Here is a 19,127-nt window from a genome sequence, read left to right as displayed (position 1 = left end):
TCATTACTCGGTTACTCGGTTATTCCGTTATTAAGTCTCTCCTTCGCCCGTCGCACGATCTCCTCATCCTCCGCCAGATCGAGCCAGCGGAATTTCTGACCGCTCTGGATCGTGCCGTCGACGATATCACCGCTGTCGCGATAAGCCAGATCCAGCCGGGCGATCTCAAAGCCGCTCTTCGTTCGGCAGAACTTCTCCAGCCGCTCACTGCTCTGAAGGTTGGTATAGAGAAAACACCAACTCTTCAAACCGTTGCGTCCCACCCTTCCCCGAAGCTGATGGAGCGTCGCCAAACCCAGGCGCTCTGCCCCCACGATGACGATGGTCGTCAATCTGGGCAGGCTGATCCCCACTTCGATCACCGTGGTTGCCAGGAGGATTTTGCCCTGCTCCCGAAACTCCAGCAGAATCTCCTCTTTGTTCCTGTCCCTGCCGTGGGTCACATAGACTCCCTCGTAGCGCTTCTCCCAAAAGCCCCTCGCCTCGTCGATCGATTGATAGGGGATCTGCTCGCTCTCCTCCACCAGGGGGTAAACGATGAGCACCTGATGATCCTCTTCCAACTCCTTTTCGATGTGCCGCAACAGCTCGGGAAAGTCACTCCGGCCGATTACCCGGGAGTGGATCTCCTTCTCGAAAGGAGTTTGGGTGATGAGGCTCACATCGATGAGCTCCGACTCCATCATCGCCTGGGTCCTCGGGATGGGGGTGGCGGAGAATTGCAGATAGTGGGGGCGGCGCTCCCCTTGGCTTACCAACGCCTCCAGCAATGCCCGCTGTTTGGTGCCGAAGCGGTGCTGCTCATCCACCATCACCAGAGCCGCCTCGGGCAGATCCTCCAGATAGAGCAGTGCGTGGGTGCCGATGATAAAATCAGCCTCCCGGTAATCCCCTTCGCTATTGCCCTGCATCACCAAAGCCACTTTGAGCTCCCGGGGGAGATATTTGCACGCCTCTTCATAGAGCTGCCTCGCCAGGATGGAGGTGGGCGCCATCAGCACGGAGCGATCACCACCCGCCATCACCGCCGCCGCCAGGATCACCATCGTCTTGCCGCTGCCCACATCCCCGATGATCATACGCCGCGCCGCCTTCTCCTTTTGGGAGAGGTCCTTTTGGATCTCGGCGATCACTTTTTGTTGATCCGGCGTCAAGGTAAAGGGCAGGGTTTCGACAAAAGGTTCGATAGGCCGGTTTAGCGCCTTGAGGGCGGGATAGTCGTGGCGTTTGGAGCGAAGCTTGCGCAGGTGGTTGTAGGCTTCGATGAACTTGAGCTGCCCCACAACCTCTCCCTCGATCTGAGGCGGGGGCGCTCCGGCCTCGCTGTAGCGCTCGAGGAAATGAAGACGCATCAGCAATCCCACCTCCTCACTCTGCAGCCCCTCGGCAAAAAGATTGCGTTCGGTGACATAATTCTCGATCAAAGCCCGCATCTGAGACTCTTTGAGCACCGTTTTGTATCGGGGGAAGATGCGCCCATACTCTTTGAGGGAGCGGGGCTGGGCGATCTGGGGCCACCCGTTAAAAAGGGAGACTTTGCCGTGGATGATATGGCGGCTTCCGGGTTCGAAGAGACGCTGATGGTAGGGTGTGGCTTTGAAAAACTGCCCGCTGATCCTCCGACCGAGAGCGGGGAGAAAAAAACGCACCTGCATCCGCCCCCCCCGGATCCGGCGATCCTCCACCTGCGCCTCAAAGGTCTGCACCCGCCCCGGCTCGATCCTGGAAGCAAGCCGGGTATCCTCATAGGAACTCGGCAAAATCAGCGCCAGGTCCAACAGAGTCCGGATTTTGAGCTTTTGGAACAACCGTTTCGCTTCAACCTCTTCCATACCCACTCTTTATAGATTATTATTACACCGGCGACCATTAATCCAATATTTGCGATGGAGCTTTCACTCGATGGCGACAAAGGAGCACTCAACCCCGAAGGGGCACCGCAGGTGTTTGCGACTGCCAGAGCTATCGAGTGAAAGCTCTGGTTGGAGTGAAAATCATATTTACTCTTTAGAATATTACAGAATAAAGTAGGGTTAGAAGAAGTTTTATAAACAATTTGCAATATTCTTGAAGTTTTGGATTAGGAAATCTTTTATGTCAAATGAGCTTATATATCATTGGAAGATCAAAAAAGGACGTCAGTCCCTTGCGTTTTCTTTTTCTTTGCTTCGTTTCCTTTTTCTTTGTCGCAAAACAAAGAAAAAGAAATGAAGAGGGAAACCGCTAAACTACTTTTTCGTGACGATCGACCAACTCAACTTCCCGATCTCAGGATGGGCGTGAATAAAGGCATTCAGATCCTCCAGCTTCATCGTCCGGATCATCTCCAGCTCTTTGGCCGACCACTCAAGCCCCAATCCGTCGTAATACTCGTGGAAAGCCCGGCTCATACGCTGGGAGAGGGTCTCGGTGCGCAGGGGCTCGCTGCCTAAAAAGAACTTTTTGGCGCTCTCCAGCTCCTCGGCGCTGACCCCACCTTTGAGGAAACGGTCGACCACCTCCTTGACCACCTTTTGGGCCTCTTTCTGACTCTCGAGTTTGGTCTGGAGGTATCCGCTGAAATAGCTGTGGGTGCGCTGGACTGCCAGACGGCCGTAGGCGGAGTAGGCCAGGCCCCGCTTGACCCGCACCTCCTCCATCAGGCGGCTGCCGAACCCCCCGCTTCCCAGGATGAAAGCCGCCACTTTGCCGTAAACCCGGTGGGTATCATTGGCCTCCATCGCGTAGGGGGCTCCGAAGTAGATATAGGCTTGGTCCGTCTCTTCGGGGGTGACGACTTCGCGTTCTTTGTCGTTGGCGCTGAAATGGGGGATGGGGGCCACCTCTCCGTGAGTCAGTGCTTCAGCCGCCTTTTCGACCGCCTTTTTCACCTCCTCGGGAGTGAACTTGCCCCCGATGACCACGATAAGATTCTCCAGATGCAGATGATCCTTCAGATAGCTCTCGACCTGCTCCAATTTCAGATGGCTGATGCTTTCGGGAGTTCCCAGTGCCGGATGGGCCAGCGGAGTCCCCTCGAAGAGGATCGAGCGCAGCTTGGTCGCGGCGATGTAGTCAAAGTCGCTCTCTTTTTGGCGCAGCTTGCCCAGGGTCTGGGTCTGCACCTTTTTGAAGGCTTCGGGAGTCAGGTTGGGGTCACGCAGCAGCTCGGAAAGTTTCCCCAAACCAAAGTCGAATTCACTCTTGAGTGCTTCGAGAGAGAGGACGAAGGTCTCCCGACCCGTATCGGCGTGCAGCTGCACCGCCCGGTTCTCCAGAGCCTCGGCGAAGGCGATGGCCCCCTCTTTGCGGGTCCCCTCTCCCAGGATCCCGGCGCTGAAGCGTGCGATCCCCGGCACCGTATCGGCTAGGGACCCGCTATCGCGGAACACAAGCTCCATCGACGCCAGGGGAAGGCGTTTCTCCTTTTCGAAGACGACGGGGATCTTGACCCCTTTGACGGTAACGTGCATCAGTGTTGCGGCCATAATTGTTCCTTGAACTATAAAAATCGCTGTAATAATCTTCAATATCGAGCGTTGAGCGCTGAGCGTTGAGCGCTGAGTAAAAATTGAGCGGAGCCACTGCACCGCCTTCCGAAATTCCTCATTCCTCATTCCTCATTCCTCATTCAAAAATATTCGAGAATTTCATAAGCGGTGTTCCTTTTGGCGGGGCGTTCGCCGATGTCGCGGATGAGGCGGATCATCTCCTCCTGGTTCATCCGGTTGCTGGCCCCGGCGGCGGAGACTACATTCTCCTCCATCATCGTGCTGCCCAGGTCATTGGCTCCCCAGAGCAGTGCCATCTGTCCAATGTAGCTGCCCTGGGTGACCCAGGAGCTTTGGATGTTGGGGACATTGTCCAGGAAGAGCCGGGCGACCGCCAGGAGCCGTAGATAGCGGTTGGCCGACTGTTTGCGGATCTCGGGGATCTCTTCGACCAGTCGGGTGTTTTTGCCCTGGAAAGACCACATAATAAAGGCCCGAAATCCCCCCGTCTCATCCTGGAGCCGGCGGATATGATCGAAATGCTCCACGATCTCCCGGTCGGTCTCCACGGTGCCGTACATCATCGTCGCCGTGGATTTGATCCCCAGCTTGTGGGCTTCGCGATGGACCTCCAGCCAAGTATCCTTGTCCAGCTTCTTGGGAGCGATGATATCCCGCACCCGGTCGCTGAGGATCTCCGCTCCGGCCCCGGGGATGGAGGCCAGCCCTTTGGCGTGGAGCCTGCGGAGCACCTCCCGGATGGAGATATTGGAACGTTTGGCGATGTAGTCGATCTCGATGGCGCTGAAGCCGTGGATGGTTATTTGCGGATATTTCTTATGAATATGCTCCACCAGATCCTCGTACCACTCGATCTCCAGCTTGGGATGCACCCCTCCCTGAAAGAGGATCTGGGTCCCCCCAATGGCCAGAAGCTCCTCGATCTTTTGATCGATCTCCTCGAAGCTCAGGATGTAGGCGTCGTCATTCTTCTCGTGGCGGTAAAAGGCGCAGAATTTGCAATCGACCCAGCATACGTTGGTGTAGTTGATGTTGCGGTCCACCACGAAAGTCGTCACCCCTTTGGGATGCAGCTCCTTTTTGCGGGCATAGGCCATCCGCCCCAACTCTTTGAGATCGGCGTTCCGGATCAGATCCACCGCCTCGTCGATGGTCATACGCATAAATGGGCTCCTTTATGCGTATGAATGAGAAATGAGAAATGAGAAATGAGAAATTTCGGTTCTTGTCGCTTCGCGACACCTCTTTTTTGAATATAGTGCGTTGCCCTGCAACGCTGACCATAATTCCTCATTCCTAATTCCTCATTCCTCATTATTCGAAGCCGCCTCCGGCTTCGCTACCGGTTTCCCGACAGCATCTAGGACCCCGTTGATAAATTGCGGGGATTTCTCGTCGGCCAACTCTTTGGCCAGTTCCACCGCTTCGTTGATGATGATGGGGCGGTCGGTTCCCTCGATGAGGATTTCGTAGGCTCCCAGGCGGAGGATCGCCTTTTCGACTTTGCCGATCTTGGAGTAGTCCCAGCTCTCCAAATGTTTCTGGATCTCTTCGTCGATCTTGTCGAGATTTTCGATGGTCCCTTTGAAGAGCCGCATGGAAAATTCCCGTTGCTTGTTGCGGATCTTGTCACTCTCCAGGATCTCTTCACTGAACTTTTCGATCCCGTCATTGCCCAGATCGTAGGCATAGAGCAGACCCACTACCGCCCGTCTAGCCTGATGTCGTGTCGCCATATTTCACCTTTTTTGGTCGCACGACGCAAGCACGGCGGCTACGCCGCCTCACGTCGCAAGTTTTTTATATTTATTATATTTAACGAAAGCGTTGCAAAGCAACGCATACCAAAATTTCTAGTTACTAGTTACTAGTTACTAGTTTCTAGTTACTCATTACATCATAGAGGTTGATCATCTCGATCAGGCTGCTCATCGCTTCGCCCCCTTTGTTGCCCGCTTTGGTGCCGGCCCGTTCGATGGCCTGCTCGATGCTGTCGACGGTGAGCACGCCGAAGGAGACCGGCTTGGCATATTTGAGGGTGACGTTGGCGATGCCCTTGGTCGCTTCGGCGGAGACATAGTCGAAGTGGGGCGTCGCTCCCCGGATCACCGCGCCCAGGCAGCAGACGGCGTCGTATTTGCCCGAAGCCAGCGCCCGGTCCAGGGCGAAGGGGATCTCAAAGGCCCCCGGTACCAGGATCAGATCCAGGCTCTCGGGATCACCGCCGAGGCGGGCATAGGTATCTTTGGCCCCCTCTACCAGGCGATCGGTGATGAAATGATTAAAGCGTGCGGAGATAATGGCGACCTTTTTGCTTGGGTCGACCCGAAGGTTTCCTTCGACGATGTTCATACTGTTCCTTTATTCTACGATACTGCGAATGGCGTCGATCTGGGGAATCAGACGCTCGAGGTCTTGCAATTTTATCATATTGGGCCCATCGCTCAAGGCGACGGAGGGGTCGAAATGGGTTTCGAAGAAGAAGCCGTCCACTCCCGCTCCCGCAGCCGCCCGTGCCAGGGTGGGGACGAATCGGCTGTCGCCGCCACTGGTGGCCCCGCCGCTGGCCGGCATCTGCACCGAGTGGGTCGCGTCAAACACCACCGGAGCGAATCGGCGCATGATGGGGAAAGAGCGCATATCGACTACCAGGTTTCCGTAACCGAAGGTCGTGCCCCGCTCCGTGAGCCAAACTCCGTATTTCTCCGAAGCCTCGTAATTCACTTCGCCCTCGTATCCCCGGGTTTTGAGGACTTTGGCCACGGAGTACTCCATCGCCTGGGGAGCGAGGAATTGCCCCTTTTTGATGTTGACCTTGGCCCCGGTCTTGGCCGCGGCGACGAGCAGGTCGGTCTGCCGGCAGAGAAAGGCGGGGATCTGCAGCACATCGGCCACCTCGGCCACCGGCGCAGCCTGGGCGGGCTCGTGGATATCGGTCAGAATGGAGTAACCGAAGCGCTCTTTGACCTCCTGGAGGATCTTGAGCCCCTCTTCGAGTCCGGGGCCTCGAAAACTATCGAGAGAGGTTCGGTTGGCCTTGTCGAAGCTGGCCTTGAAGTAGAATTCCTTGGTACAATCCTCGTGGTAGGGCATCAACGCCTCGGCGATCCGGAAGATATTCTCCCGGTTTTCGATGACGCAGGGTCCGGCGATCAGAATCATTAATCGTTCCTTGCACTGAATTCTCTTCGAATCATACCCAAATCTCTCCGGCCCCTCAGCGGCGTTTCATATAGAGAACCCCGATCACGGGAACGGCGACGGTATAGGCGGCATCCAACTCTCCATCGGTAGAGACCGCCGCGACGATTTTGCGGCTGCTCTTCTTTTTCTGGGGGATGACAATATAGACGATCTTCTCTTGCTTACCGACTCTGAGTCGGGAACGTTCGGATGCGGCATTCCGCTCGTCCGGAACAGTCACGGTGATATAGCCGCCGTTTTTTTCGGCACCCACGACACGGTAGCGGCCGCTTTTGAGCATCTGAGGATGGGAAAGAAGGTTAAAAAGCAGTGTCGCCGGGTCCTCATCACTATAGTAGGGAAGCTTTGAACGCTCCTTTTTCCTTAGCTTGCCTCTCTTCCACTCACGGGTACTTTTCTCCACCTTCCGATGAACCGGATCGATGGAATAATCGTGAATCTTCTTTTTCTTTTTATCCTCTTCTTGGTAGCTGTAATGGTGGGGAACCCGCCTCAGCCCCTTCCACTTCCCTTCCGAGAGAACCTGCCAATGTCGATGCCGGGTCAGCGTGGCGGCGATGCCGTGGGTTTTCGCCTCCGCTACGATGCGATAACCCTTCTGCGATGTATTGTTCTCCCTTATCTGGACACTCCCCAGAGTTCCAAAGAGGGGAGAGGTGATGCGATACTCCCAGGTTTTGGCCTCCAGTGTCATAAGCAAAAGACCTGCAACGATCAATCCTACAAATAGTCTCCACATAATCGACCTCCGTTTCAGACATTATATCTCCCATTCAATCGAAAAATTGTAGAATGATCGTCAAACTAACAGAGGTGAAGTATGGCAAAAATATCCACGGTGGAGCAAAATGCATCGATCGCGATCCAACAGGTTACCCAGACCAGTCAGGAGCTGCTCAAAAACATCGATCGGGGATTCTTCCAGGAGGTGCAACCATACATCAACAAACTCTATACCGGTCCGATAGGCCACTATATGGCCAAGACGATCCTGGGGATTCCGTTGGGGAATATTCTCGCAGCCTTTCTCGCTTTTACTTTCGTCATTTTATTACGCAAAATCCTCACCCGTCACATCACCCGCTTTCTCCTCTATTTGACACACAAGACGGAAACGCAACTGGACGATATCATCGTCAATGAACTCAAACGGCCCATCCGCTTCCTTTTTGTCATCATCGCCTTCGATCTCGCCTTTCAATTTCTTTTCCTGGACAACCGTTACACCCAGCTCTTTTTGAGTACGCTTCTGATCGTGGATATTTATTGGGTCTTCTACGCTTTCACCCCTGCTCTCCAGAAATTTTTGGATGATTACAGTGATAAAAATCCTCATCTCTCCCGGGAATTGGGCGAATTTCTGGTGCGCATCATCCGTTTTCTGATCATCTTCACCGGACTGGTCAGCGTGCTTTACAATTTCGGGATCAATGTCAGTGCTTTTCTCGCCTCCCTGGGACTGGGCGGTCTGGCCTTCGCCCTGGCGGCCAAAGATACCGCCGCCAACCTTTTCGGCTCCATCGCCCTGATGCTCGACCAATCGATCAAAATCGGCGAATGGATCAAAGTCAACGGCGTCGAAGGGATCGTAGAAGATATCGGGATGCGCACCACTAAGATCCGCACCTTCGAAAAATCCTTTGTCGTCGTCCCCAACTCCATCGTCGCCAATACCAACATAGAGAATTTCTCCCGCCGGGGAATCCGGCGCATCAAGATGAGCATCGGACTCACCTACGACACCCCCGGGGAAACCATCCGCCAAATCGCCGAAGAGATCCGCGAAATGCTCCAGACCCATCCGGGGATCGCCCACGACCAGACCCTTATGGTCCGTTTCGACCGCTTCAACCCCAGCGACCTGGGGATCTTCATCTACACCTTCACCAATACTTCGGATTGGGAAAAGTATCTGGAAATCAGAGAAGATATCAATCTGAAAATTATGGAGATCGTGGAAAAAAATGGCACCGACTTCGCCTTCCCCTCCCAGTCGATCTATGTGGAGAAACTGCCGGATAACCAAGTAACCAAGCAATGAGCAACCGATGAATGGAGAATAGAGTGTTGAGTATTGAAACATCGGATAATTATCAACATATATCCCAATGACCAACGACTAACGACCACAAAGTTGCGACTTGAGGGACAAAGCCCTGTGCCTGTGACTTGCGACTAATGACTGATTTCCCTTTCCGCTATAATTACATCAAACATATAGAAATGCCTGCTTCCATTTCTCCATCATCAAAAAATTAATAGGATTTATCTATGAAAAAAGTCGCCATACTGGGCCGCCCCAATGTAGGGAAAAGCTCCCTCTTCAACCGTCTGGCCCGCAAACGGGACGCCATCACTTCCGATGTGAGCGGCACCACCCGGGACATCAAGAAAAACATCGTCACCATCAGCGAAGACCGGGAGTTCGAGCTCCTCGATACCGGCGGGATCGACGAGAGCGATGCCCTCTTCTCCAAAGTGGCGGAGATGTCAAAACGAGCCGCCAAAGAGGCTGACGTCATCCTCTATATGGTCGACGGCAAAAAACTCCCCGACGAAGAGGATAAAAAACTCTTCTACGAGCTGCAGGCGCTGGACAAACCCATCGCCCTCATCGTCAACAAGATCGACAATGACAAGGAAGAGCAGGAGCGCTTCTGGGAATTCATCGAGTTCGGCGCGGAGAATGTTTTCCCCATCTCCGTCAGCCACAATCGCAAGCTCAATCCCCTCTACAAATGGCTCGAGCGCTACATTCCGCCTGCGGAAAAGACGGCGCAATCCCTACAGGCCGACGAAGACTTCAGCCTCGAGCAACTCCTGGAGATGGCAGAACAGCCCCAGGAAGAAGAGGATCGCAAGATCAAAGTCGCCATCCTGGGCCGCCCCAATGTCGGCAAAAGTTCCCTGCTCAACGCCCTGCTGGGTGAAGAGCGCTCCGTCGTCAGCGAAGTGGCCGGCACCACCATCGATCCCGTCGATGAGACCATTATTCACGGCGATTATGAGATCACCTTCGTCGACACCGCGGGAATCCGCCGCCGCTCCAAGATCCTCGGCATCGAAAAATACGCCCTGGGACGCACCGAAAAGATGCTCCAGGAGGCCGATATCGCCCTGCTGCTCATCGACGCCACCACCGGTGTGACGGAGCTCGATGAGCGGATCGCCGGCCTCATCGACAAATACAAGCTCGGCGCCCTGATCGTCGTCAACAAGTGGGACATCCGCGGGGAAAAGGAGTACAAAGAGGCGATCCAGGATATCCGCGACGAGTTGAAATTCCTCCACTACGCCCCGATTATCACCGTCTCCGCCAAGACCAAGCAGCGGGTCTCCAAGATCCTCGATCAGATCACGGCGATTTACGAGCGCTACAAACAGCGCATCCCCACCTCCAAACTCAACGAAGCGATCCAATACGCCATCCGCCGCCACCACGTCCCCAGCCACCACGGCCAGGTGGTGCGCATCAAATTCGCCACCCAGTACGCCACCAAGCCCCCCCGCATCGCCCTGGTGGTCAACAAACCGGGGCTCCTGCACTTCAGCTACATCCGCTACCTCGCCAACACCCTCAGAGAGCAATTCGATTTCGAAGGAGTCCCCCTCGAAATCGTCGCCCGCAAAAGAGGCGAACGTTCCGACGAGGAGGAGTAGAGCCCCCGTCGGGGGCAATCAAAGGACAGGAATGATAAAAAAACAGGAAATGGATAGGACGGAGTAGATCGTGTCCAAAAGTCTCTTTGGACACCGCTATTGTAGGGGCGATCGCTTACCTCCTCATTACCCCGGAGCCGGCTGCCGACGGCTCTGAGCGGTTCCCCGCTGCCCTTTTGGATATAATCACGAAAAATTTTATCCCGACAGGATCAGCAACCATGCGTGTACTCTCCGGTATCCAACCCTCCGGCAAACTCCACATCGGCAACTACTTCGGCGCCATCGCCCAGATGCTCAAACTCCAAAAGGAGCACGAGCTCTTCGCCTTTATCGCCAATTACCACGCTCTCAGCGGCGGAGCCGACCTCAAAGAGCTCAAGCAAAACACCTTTGAAGTCGCCGTGGATTTCCTCGCCCTGGGGATCGATCCCGACAAGACCGTCTTCTGGGTCCAGAGCCACGCCAAAGAGGTGCTGGAGCTCTACTGGATCCTCTCCCGCTACACTCCCGTAGGGCTGCTGGAACGGGCCCACAGTTATAAGGATAAGGTGGCCAAGGGGATCGCTCCCAGCCACGCCCTGTTTAGCTATCCCGTGCTGATGGCCGCCGACATCCTCCTCTACGACGCCCAGAAGGTCCCTGTAGGCAAGGATCAGATCCAACACCTGGAGATGACCCGGGACATCGCCATCAAATTCAACAACGAGCACGGAGAGATCTTTACCATCCCCGAAGCGATGGTCGAAGAGTCCGTCGCCGTGGTCCCCGGTATCGACGGGGCCAAGATGTCCAAGAGCTACGGCAATACCATCGAGATCTTTATGGAAGAGAAAGCCCTGCAGAAACGCTGCAACAAGATCGTCACCGACTCCACTCCCCTGGGAGAGCCCCTCGACCCTGAAAACTGCAACGTCTATGCCCTGGCAAGCCTCTTTCTGGATGAGCAGGGCAAAACGGAGCTGGCCGAGCGCTACCGCAGTGGCGAATACGGCTACGGCCACTTTAAAAAGGAGCTCAAAGAGCTCATCTGGGACCACTTCGCCCCGGCACGCGAAAAGAGAGCCTACTACCTCGAACACCCCGAAGAGGTCTTCGCCATCCTGGAAAGCGGCGCCGCCAAAGCCCGGGCCGTAGCCGAAGAGAAGATCGCCATCGTGCGCGATGCCGTGGGCATCCTCTAGAGGATACACTGTTTGAAAGAGATCAAAGTCGTTTTCCGCCGTCTGGTCTTCCCCTACTGGAAAGACTACATCACTTATTTTATCCTGGCGGTCATCGGTATGATCCTCGCCGCGGCGGGCACATCTGCCTCCGCCTATCTGGTCAAACCGGTCCTCGACGAGATCTTCCTCAAAAAAGATGAAGCGGCCCTTCATACCCTCCCCTGGCTGATCATCCTCGTCTATGCGATGAAAGCGGGAGGAAACTTTCTTCAATCCTACTACACCGAACACATCGGACAGGATATTATTCGCCGGATCCGCAACCGGATGATGCGAGTGATGCTCTCACTCGATTTGGGATTCTTTCAGCGCTTCCGCTCTGGGGAGCTCATCAGCCGGAATATCAATGACGTCGAACGTCTTAAGAACATCGTCTCGACTTTACTGCCTGTTTTCGCCCGGGAGACACTGACAGCTGTGGGATTGCTGGGAGTCGTCATCTACCAGAGCCCCCATCTGGCACTCTATGCTCTGGTCTTTCTGCCTGCGGCAATCCTGCCAATCGCCCTCATCGCCAAACGCCTCAAGAGGCTCTCACACAAAACCCAGGAAAAGACCTCCGACCTGACCTCCCGACTGGCCGAAATTCTCAACAATATCGAAATCATCAAAGCCCACGCCACCGAGGATTTCGAGCATGGTCGCTTCGCCAAAGAGAACCGCGACTACTACAGCCTCACGATGAAATCGATCCGCACCTCTTTGATGAGCAGTCCGGTGATGGAGCTCCTGGGAGCGATAGGGATCGCTTTCGTTATCTACATCGGGGGACAGGAAGTCATCGACGGGACTATGAGTACAGGAGCCTTCTTCTCCTTTATGACGGCACTTTTTATGCTCTACAGCCCTATCAAACGGATCACCAACATTATCAACCAGCTTCAAAACGCTCTGGCCGCCTGCGAACGGATCCTCTTTCTTCTGGATCAAAAACCTCAAGTCGCTTCGGAAGGCACACTGGAACTCACGGAAGCGAATCAACTCCGCTTCGAAAATGTCTATCTCTCCTATGGCGAAACAGAGGCACTCAGGGGCGTGAGCCTCACAGTTAATCGAGGAGAGAAACTGGCTCTCATCGGCCCCAGCGGAGGTGGAAAAAGTTCATTGGTCAATCTGGTGGTACGCTTCTTCGATCCGCAGAAAGGAGAGATCCTGATCGACGGCCATTCCCTGAAGGAGTATGCCCTCCCCTCTTTAAGGAAAGGGATCTCCATTGTTACCCAAAGAGTCTATATTTTTCACGACAGTGTCGCAGCCAACGTCGCCTATGGCAATCCGATCGATCCCGAGCGGGTTGCCCAGGTACTCAAAATGGCCAATGCCTGGGAATTCGTCCAGGTAATGGGAGGAATCGACACCCTACTCGAAGAGCATGGCACCAATCTCTCCGGTGGTCAGCGCCAGCGCATCGCCATCGCCAGAGCCCTCTACAACGACCCCAAAATCATTATCTTCGACGAAGCGACCAGTGCTCTGGATAATGAAAGCGAGCGACTCATCACTCAGGCCATCGACAAAATTTCACAGGACCGCATCACCCTCATCATCGCTCATCGCCTCAGTACCGTAAAACGGGCCGACAAAATCGCTGTTTTGGAAAAGGGACAGGTCGTCTGTCTCGATACGATAGAAGCTTTGGAGGAGACTTGCCCTGCCTATCAAAGACTTGCAGGGGCGATGGAGGCGGAATAATTCCGGCTAGCGATCAATCCAAAAGAGATGAGGCTTATCGCTCATAAAGCACAAGCACCTACTCTATTCCGCCTCGGCTTGCTCACCCAGCATCTCCCACATCTTCTCTTCGGGCAGCAGCGTCACTCCCAGCTGCTTGGCTTTGTCGAATTTACTCCCGGGGTCCTCTCCGTAGATCACATAATCGGTCTTATGCGACACTGTATTCGTCACGTGGGCTCCCAGGTGCTCCAGCATCTCCTTGATCTCGGAACGGGGCTTTTTCATCGCGCCGGTAAGCACCACAGTCTTGCCGGTGAAGGGAGACTCCACTACTTCCTCTTTTTGAGGCGGTTTGGGTCGGACAATCTCCATCAGCCGCTTGACCTTTTCCCCATTGACCCGCATAAACTCCAGGAAACTGTTAGCCATCTCTTCCCCGAAGCCTTCGATGGAGAGGAGTGCTTCTTTGTCGGCATGGATGAAATCGAGGCCGAACTTTTCACAGATCTTTTTACTGGCCACCTCCCCGATGTGCTCAATCCCCAGGGCGTTGACGAAGCGCCAGCACTCCCGACCCTTCGACGCTTCGATCGCCTCCAGGAGTTTCTCCGCCTTTTTCTCCCCGAAGCCCTCCAGCTTGAGGAGGTCCTCCTTCTTCAAATGGTAGAGGTCCTCCACATCCTTCACCAGCCCCGCGTCATAGAGCTGCTGGACGATCTTCTCGCCCAGGCCGTCGATATTCATACACTGCTTGGAAGCGAAGTAGATGATGGAGTTGACCACCCGCGCGGGGCAGGAGAGGTTCTGGCACTTCACCAGCGGCCCTTCGTCGAGCACTTCGCTGCCGCAGACCGGGCAGCGGGTGGGACGTTGGATCGGCTTCTCCTTTCCGGTGCGGTATTGGGGCAGGACCTTGATGATCTTTGGGATCACATCGCCGCTGCGAATGACTGTGACCATATCGCCGATACGAATGTCGAGCTTCTCGATGTAGTCGTAGTTGTGCAGGGTCGCCCGCTCCACGACCACCCCTTCGATCTCTACCGGCTCCAGCACCGCGACCGGGGTGATGACCCCCGTGCGGCCTACCTGGGGGATCACATCCAGCAATCTGGTCTGCTTCTCCACCGCCGGGAATTTATAGGCCACCATCCACCGGGGATATTTGACCGTATATCCCAGGATCTCCTGCAAAGCGATCCGATCCACCTTGACCACCATTCCGTCGAGCATCACCGGAAGTTGGGAGCGCATCTTGTCCAATTTCTCATAGACCGCTTCGATCTCTTTGGGGGTGCGCTTGACCTCTCTGAGCGGCGGTTTGCGAAAGCCCAGGTCATAGACATAACCCATCAGGTCACTGAGGTATTCGTAGTCGAGGTCATTGACCCCCACTCCCCAGGGCTGGAAGATGAGGTTCCGCTTGGCGGTGATGGAGGGATCGAGCTGGCGCAGGCTGCCCGCCGCCGCGTTTCGGGGATTGGCGAAGGGCTGCTCCCCCGCCGCGATCCGCTCTTTGTTGATCCGCTCGAACTCTTCGATCGTCATCAGCACCTCGCCCCGGATCTCGATGAGGCTTTTATGAGCGATATCCAGGGGGATGGAGCGGATCGTTTTGGCGTTGGCGGTCACATCCTCCCCTTCCACGCCGTCACCCCGGGTGATCGCCTGCTTGAGCAGGCCGTTTTCGTAGATCAGGTTGAGGCTCGCCCCGTCGAATTTGGGTTCGATGTAGTAGCGCTCACCGGGATACTTTTTGTCGATACGGTTGAACCACTCTTCGAATTCAGCAGCGTTGAAGACATCCTCCATACTCCACATCCGGCTGAGGTGTTTCGCCTTTTTGAACCCCTCTTTGAGAGGAGCGCCGACCCTCTGGGTCGGAGAAGTCGGATCGATCTCATCAGGGTGGGCCTTTTCGTAAGCTTCCACCTCCCGATAGAGTCGGTCATAGACCTCATCGGTCACTTCCGGATTGTCCTCGACGTAATAGGCGTAGGCCCAGCGTTTGAGCTTGGCGACCGCCTCTTCATACTCCTGGTGATTACGGATCATTCTCGGCCTTTGTTCTTCGGTTTTGAGGATATTATAACCCATTTTACACGCCGGCCACAGAGGCGATTTGTTATAATGAGCTATTGTTCACAAAGGAAGATCGATGAGACGTCTGCTCTGGATTTTGATATTGTTGCTGCCACTCTCTCTCGTCGCGAAAATGCAGTTTTCCGACCCGCAGCCCAGTTTCGACCATCCCAGGAAATGGGTGGTCCCCGTCAAGACGGATGACATTCACGTCGTCAACCACATCATCGGCGCCATCAACAATGTCCTCAATGAATATCCGCCGGAGAGCCTACAGGTAGCGATGGTCTTCTACAGCTCCGGCATGCGGGTCATCCGCAAAGATTACGATCCCAAAACCCTCAAACGCCTCCGATCGCTTATGGACGGCTACGACGTAGAGATGGTCGGCTGCCTCAACACGATGAAAACGATGGGATGGAAGAAAAAAGAGTATATCGACGGGATCATCTACCGCCAGGCAGGCGTCGCCGAAGTCCTGGAGCGCGCCGTAGCGGGGTGGATCGTTTTTGCACCTTATTAAAAGTCACAAGTATGGGCTTTCAGGCCTCAAGTTGAAAGAATAATTATAAATTACTGTGTAAGTATATAGCGTTTGGAGTTTTAAGCCTTACGGTAAGTACACATAATATAAGTTTAACTAAACTATTTGGTCGTGTGCTGTAATTTTTTGATTTGTATATTCCACAACATCTTTTATTACCAATTTATGAATAGCAGATGTAAAGCATTCTATAAAGTCGAAGTCGATTTCACCATTTTTTATTGGTAATTCAACCAATATATTCTTAAAAGTTTCATTCACATCCCTTACTAAAACAGACAACAGTTTCTTTTTCTGCTTATTTAAAACTGCAGACATCCATTGAACCGAATATTGGCTAAGCTCTATTTTAGGGGTAACTTTTCTTACAAATTGCCCAGCATACCAAGGTCTTTGTCTAAAAAAGAAATCCATTTGCAACAGCCCTAAACTCCAAACTCCCCCAGGATTAAGGTTTTCTTTATTCACAAATCCTGTTGATTGCAATATACCCTGATTTTGTGAAGTCCTCGTCACATAGTCATAATCATCACCAACAGTAAGTCTATCTTTATTAAAACTTTGTGTACTCTCTATATAAAACAAATCACCTAACTTAAACTCACCCCAATCAATATCCCCATCTTCAAAGTCATCTAAAGCCTTCTGCTCTTCCGAAGTTAGGTAATAATCTTTAAATCCTGTTGCAGACAAATATGCATCCAGTTTTTTGATACGATCTGCTTCTATCTTTGCAATAAAATGACCCATAAAGTCGAAGTTGATTTCTCCATTTTTTATTGGCAGTTCAACTAGTGTATTTTTAAAGGCTTCGTCTAAATCTCTTACTAAAACAGATAAGAGTTTCTTTCTCTGCTTATTTAAAACTGTAGACATCCATTGAATCGAATATTCGTCAAGCTCCATTTTGGGGATAATTTTTCTTACAAATTGTCCAGCGTACCAAGGCTTCCGTCTAAAAAAGAAATCCATTTGCAAAAGCCCCAAGCTCCAAACTCCAGCCGGATTAAGATTTTCTTCATTCACAAATCCCGTTGACTGCAATATACCTTGATTTTGTGAAGTTCTCGTCACATAGTCATACTCATCACCAACAGTAAGCTTATCCTTATTAAAGCTTGAAGTGCTCTCAATATCAAATAAATCACCTAATCTAAACTTACCCCACTCAACATCTTCTAGCATTTTGTTAAGTGGGGAATCTACTTTCCCGAAGTATCTCCTTGTTTCTTTAAAAGTTGAGAGACTTCCCATGCCAAATAATCGCTTACAGTGCGTTTAAAATCTTCCAATGTTGGTTTGGTATCTATTGGAATAGATTGATTCCAGTCCGCACCGTTATCAGGATCAATCGTGTTTTCGTAATATTCATTTTCGGTCAATATATTCAGTTTGCTTTTACCAAATCTTACCAAATCCACGAGCTCTTGGTAACGTTCTTTGGCACGGTCTGTATCTTTAATATTATTTTTAGCTCTTTTACGATTGGATCGAGTATAACCATCATTGGAAAAATCAATAAACTTTACCCTTTCATCTTTGTGATGCGCTTCATTGACACGAAACACATAAATATAGGTTTGTACACTCGATTTACCGATGAAAAGATCACTTGGCATCTTTATACTGGCAATTAGTGTATGTTTTTTAAGTATGCGTTTGTTAATCTCCTTAGCTTTTCCTGAACCCGCTGAGCCTTGAATGATGATGGCGGCATAACCTTTATTCATCATATTCAAGGCCTTTTCCACAAAGACCATACCATTACCTTCGGCCGAATAGGGGGGATTGAGGATAAATGCATCGGCTGGGAATCGTTCATTAGTTTTACCATAGCCATATTTCCCATCAAAGGTAAGTGAATCCTCATTAAGAATATTGGAGCTACCATCGCCCATCAAAATCATATTCAAAATTGCCAACATATAAATATTGGAAAGGACCTCTAATCCAAGGAGCTGTTCTGCTTTGATTTTAGCTTCTTTATGCGCAAGTTCTTCCGGAGATGCAATGGTGTTTCTTGCATCGTTAATCATTTCATTCATAGCTGCCACCAATAAACCTGCTGAACCCGTAGCGAAGTCCCATACATAGGAATCTTTGTTCACTCGTGCAAGCTTTACCAAGAGATTTGCAATATAGGAAGGGGTAAGAACCACGTCATTTAGTTTGTCTTGAGAAAAGCCTAGCCACCCGTACATTTCATTGAACAGCTTACCTGTGAAGTCAGTAGTTAAACCAATTTTATAATAAATTCCCAAGTCATCAACTATCTTGCTAAAAACACGTTTTAACTGGCTTTCTCCATCGACAGGCTTATTGATATTCTCCGTTAATAAAGTGTTTGAGAGCGTTCTGACGATCAATTCCTTTTTGCCTTCCGGGATATTTTTATGTTTTAAAAACGCCCGAATTTTTCTAACAATAATATCACCGTCACGATTCCCCTCTTCGGTTAATGATTTCAATTCTGACTTTTCAAGAGGTGCCACTTTGTTAGGAACCCCCAATGTGGCAATAATGGATGCGGCAACAAGATAAACACGATCATTTTCAGACAAACCCTTTTCGTTTTCGTAAATATCCTGATTGAGTTTGCGTAAACTGGTATCAATTTCTTTTTCTCTCTGTGCTTTAATTCTCTCTAATTCTTCATCTGACAAACTCAATGATTTTACTTTTTCAATAAAATCATCAAAATATTCAGGAGCCAAAAAAGAAAGATCCGTATAATCTCCTACTTTTTGACCAACTCCAAAATTGTCTTTTGAAACAAAATACACACCAATTTCATGCTGTAGCTTACCAGAGCTGTCTTTGTAGCCTGTCACACCAATAGCGATAATATCAGTATAACTTGTGTGATGTAAAACAGCATTTGCATAATGAACCGCTCCATTGACAGCATAGTTTTTAATATTATTAAAATTTGGCTCATTTTTTGCAGTCATATTGTCAACCTGACCGTCAGCATCAAGTTTTACAAGCTTGCCTTTATAACCTTTATACTCAATAAGAACTGGGTAATAATTGAGTTGTTTATCTTGCAATAAAAGTTTAGCATCAGGACGATTCCCACCCTTACCTCCGCTTTTAGAGTAGTATTCATCCAAAGCCTTATCAATTTCGCTGTTCAGAGATTCTTGTTCAAGCTTGTAAGGCAACTTATAAGACTTCAACCATCCATTAACTAAATCTGCGATATTAGGTTCAACTGATTGCACTTTTGCCATCTTATAAACTCCA

At 51.7% G+C, this 19,127-nt stretch carries 15 protein-coding genes; 5 read left to right on the top strand and 10 right to left on the bottom strand.

Features of this window, described 5'->3' with window-relative positions:
• Window positions 1–11: 11 nt before the first annotated feature.
• The 7 genes from recG to NITSA_RS03305 form a co-directional block, all read right to left on the bottom strand.
• A complete protein-coding gene (gene recG / locus NITSA_RS03335; protein ID WP_013553619.1) occupies window positions 12–1,832 on the bottom strand; it encodes an ATP-dependent DNA helicase RecG in 1,821 nt (606 codons plus the stop codon).
• A 396-nt stretch (window positions 1,833–2,228) separates the two neighbouring features.
• Window positions 2,229–3,467 carry a M16 family metallopeptidase gene (locus tag NITSA_RS03330; protein ID WP_013553618.1) on the bottom strand — a complete coding sequence of 413 codons (1,239 nt, stop codon included), beginning with the start codon at window positions 3,465–3,467 and terminating at the stop codon, window positions 2,229–2,231.
• Between the two features lie 143 nt (window positions 3,468–3,610).
• A complete protein-coding gene (locus tag NITSA_RS03325) occupies window positions 3,611–4,654 on the bottom strand; it encodes a dehypoxanthine futalosine cyclase (RefSeq protein WP_013553617.1) in 1,044 nt (347 codons plus the stop codon).
• 141 nt (window positions 4,655–4,795) lie between these two features.
• Window positions 4,796–5,227, bottom strand: a complete 432-nt coding sequence (gene nusB, locus NITSA_RS03320; protein ID WP_013553616.1) for a transcription antitermination factor NusB — start codon at window positions 5,225–5,227, stop codon at window positions 4,796–4,798.
• Window positions 5,228–5,372: 145 nt separating this feature from the next.
• The gene (gene ribH / locus NITSA_RS03315; RefSeq protein ID WP_013553615.1) at window positions 5,373–5,843 is read right to left on the bottom strand and encodes a 6,7-dimethyl-8-ribityllumazine synthase; all 471 of its coding nucleotides are present in this window, start codon (window positions 5,841–5,843) and stop codon (window positions 5,373–5,375) included.
• A 9-nt stretch (window positions 5,844–5,852) separates the two neighbouring features.
• Window positions 5,853–6,674, bottom strand: a complete 822-nt coding sequence (gene kdsA / locus NITSA_RS03310; RefSeq protein WP_342626802.1) for a 3-deoxy-8-phosphooctulonate synthase — start codon at window positions 6,672–6,674, stop codon at window positions 5,853–5,855.
• 34 nt (window positions 6,675–6,708) lie between these two features.
• The gene (locus NITSA_RS03305) at window positions 6,709–7,434 is read right to left on the bottom strand and encodes a DUF3108 domain-containing protein (protein ID WP_013553613.1); all 726 of its coding nucleotides are present in this window, start codon (window positions 7,432–7,434) and stop codon (window positions 6,709–6,711) included.
• An 81-nt stretch (window positions 7,435–7,515) separates the two neighbouring features.
• Between NITSA_RS03305 and NITSA_RS03300 the strand changes: the two genes are divergently transcribed.
• The 4 genes from NITSA_RS03300 to NITSA_RS03285 all read left to right on the top strand — a co-directional run bounded on the left by NITSA_RS03300 (window position 7,516) and on the right by NITSA_RS03285 (window position 13,273).
• A complete protein-coding gene (locus tag NITSA_RS03300) occupies window positions 7,516–8,736 on the top strand; it encodes a mechanosensitive ion channel family protein (protein WP_013553612.1) in 1,221 nt (406 codons plus the stop codon).
• Window positions 8,737–8,966: 230 nt separating this feature from the next.
• On the top strand, window positions 8,967–10,355 hold the full coding sequence (gene der / locus NITSA_RS03295) for a ribosome biogenesis GTPase Der (RefSeq protein WP_013553611.1): 1,389 nt from the start codon (window positions 8,967–8,969) through the stop codon (window positions 10,353–10,355).
• Between the two features lie 221 nt (window positions 10,356–10,576).
• Window positions 10,577–11,539, top strand: a complete 963-nt coding sequence (gene trpS / locus NITSA_RS03290) for a tryptophan--tRNA ligase (RefSeq protein ID WP_013553610.1) — start codon at window positions 10,577–10,579, stop codon at window positions 11,537–11,539.
• Between the two features lie 12 nt (window positions 11,540–11,551).
• Window positions 11,552–13,273 (top strand): ABC transporter ATP-binding protein, encoded by a 1,722-nt coding sequence (locus NITSA_RS03285; RefSeq protein ID WP_013553609.1) that lies wholly within the window; start codon window positions 11,552–11,554, stop codon window positions 13,271–13,273.
• Between the two features lie 63 nt (window positions 13,274–13,336).
• Here the strand turns inward: NITSA_RS03285 and ligA are convergent, their stop codons facing one another.
• On the bottom strand, window positions 13,337–15,310 hold the full coding sequence (gene ligA, locus NITSA_RS03280) for an NAD-dependent DNA ligase LigA (RefSeq protein WP_013553608.1): 1,974 nt from the start codon (window positions 15,308–15,310) through the stop codon (window positions 13,337–13,339).
• Between the two features lie 103 nt (window positions 15,311–15,413).
• Between ligA and NITSA_RS03275 the strand changes: the two genes are divergently transcribed.
• Entirely contained in the window at window positions 15,414–15,860 is a 447-nt protein-coding gene (locus tag NITSA_RS03275) for a DsrE family protein (RefSeq protein WP_013553607.1), read from the top strand.
• 117 nt (window positions 15,861–15,977) lie between these two features.
• Here the strand turns inward: NITSA_RS03275 and NITSA_RS03270 are convergent, their stop codons facing one another.
• Together NITSA_RS03270 and NITSA_RS03265 are read right to left on the bottom strand one after the other, a co-directional pair.
• Window positions 15,978–17,066, bottom strand: coding sequence for a restriction endonuclease subunit S (locus NITSA_RS03270; RefSeq protein WP_042203652.1), 1,089 nt, complete (start codon window positions 17,064–17,066; stop codon window positions 15,978–15,980).
• Window positions 17,067–17,083: 17 nt separating this feature from the next.
• Window positions 17,084–19,114: an HsdM family class I SAM-dependent methyltransferase gene (locus NITSA_RS03265; RefSeq protein ID WP_013553605.1), complete on the bottom strand. Its 2,031-nt coding sequence runs from the start codon at window positions 19,112–19,114 to the stop codon at window positions 17,084–17,086.
• Window positions 19,115–19,127 lie beyond the last annotated feature (13 nt).

This window comes from Nitratifractor salsuginis DSM 16511 (assembly GCF_000186245.1).
In the GTDB taxonomy this organism is placed as follows: domain Bacteria; phylum Campylobacterota; class Campylobacteria; order Campylobacterales; family Sulfurovaceae; genus Nitratifractor; species Nitratifractor salsuginis.
Note: the sequence above shows the minus strand (reverse complement) of the source record. Positions and strands in the feature narration are given on the sequence as shown.

What these genes read in the sequence shown, in the direction of transcription:
- recG (WP_013553619.1), bottom strand. Translation starts at nt 1,832, where the DNA reads ATGGAAGAGGTTGAAGCGAAACGGTTGTTCCAAAAGCTCAAAATCCGG.
- NITSA_RS03275 (WP_013553607.1), top strand. Translation starts at nt 15,414, where the DNA reads ATGAGACGTCTGCTCTGGATTTTGATATTGTTGCTGCCACTCTCTCTC.
- der (WP_013553611.1), top strand. Translation starts at nt 8,967, where the DNA reads ATGAAAAAAGTCGCCATACTGGGCCGCCCCAATGTAGGGAAAAGCTCC.
- NITSA_RS03270 (WP_042203652.1), bottom strand. Translation starts at nt 17,066, where the DNA reads ATGCTAGAAGATGTTGAGTGGGGTAAGTTTAGATTAGGTGATTTATTT.
- ribH (WP_013553615.1), bottom strand. Translation starts at nt 5,843, where the DNA reads ATGAACATCGTCGAAGGAAACCTTCGGGTCGACCCAAGCAAAAAGGTC.
- ligA (WP_013553608.1), bottom strand. Translation starts at nt 15,310, where the DNA reads ATGATCCGTAATCACCAGGAGTATGAAGAGGCGGTCGCCAAGCTCAAA.
- NITSA_RS03330 (WP_013553618.1), bottom strand. Translation starts at nt 3,467, where the DNA reads ATGGCCGCAACACTGATGCACGTTACCGTCAAAGGGGTCAAGATCCCC.
- NITSA_RS03305 (WP_013553613.1), bottom strand. Translation starts at nt 7,434, where the DNA reads ATGTGGAGACTATTTGTAGGATTGATCGTTGCAGGTCTTTTGCTTATG.
- NITSA_RS03265 (WP_013553605.1), bottom strand. Translation starts at nt 19,114, where the DNA reads ATGGCAAAAGTGCAATCAGTTGAACCTAATATCGCAGATTTAGTTAAT.
- NITSA_RS03325 (WP_013553617.1), bottom strand. Translation starts at nt 4,654, where the DNA reads ATGCGTATGACCATCGACGAGGCGGTGGATCTGATCCGGAACGCCGAT.
- nusB (WP_013553616.1), bottom strand. Translation starts at nt 5,227, where the DNA reads ATGGCGACACGACATCAGGCTAGACGGGCGGTAGTGGGTCTGCTCTAT.
- trpS (WP_013553610.1), top strand. Translation starts at nt 10,577, where the DNA reads ATGCGTGTACTCTCCGGTATCCAACCCTCCGGCAAACTCCACATCGGC.
- NITSA_RS03300 (WP_013553612.1), top strand. Translation starts at nt 7,516, where the DNA reads ATGGCAAAAATATCCACGGTGGAGCAAAATGCATCGATCGCGATCCAA.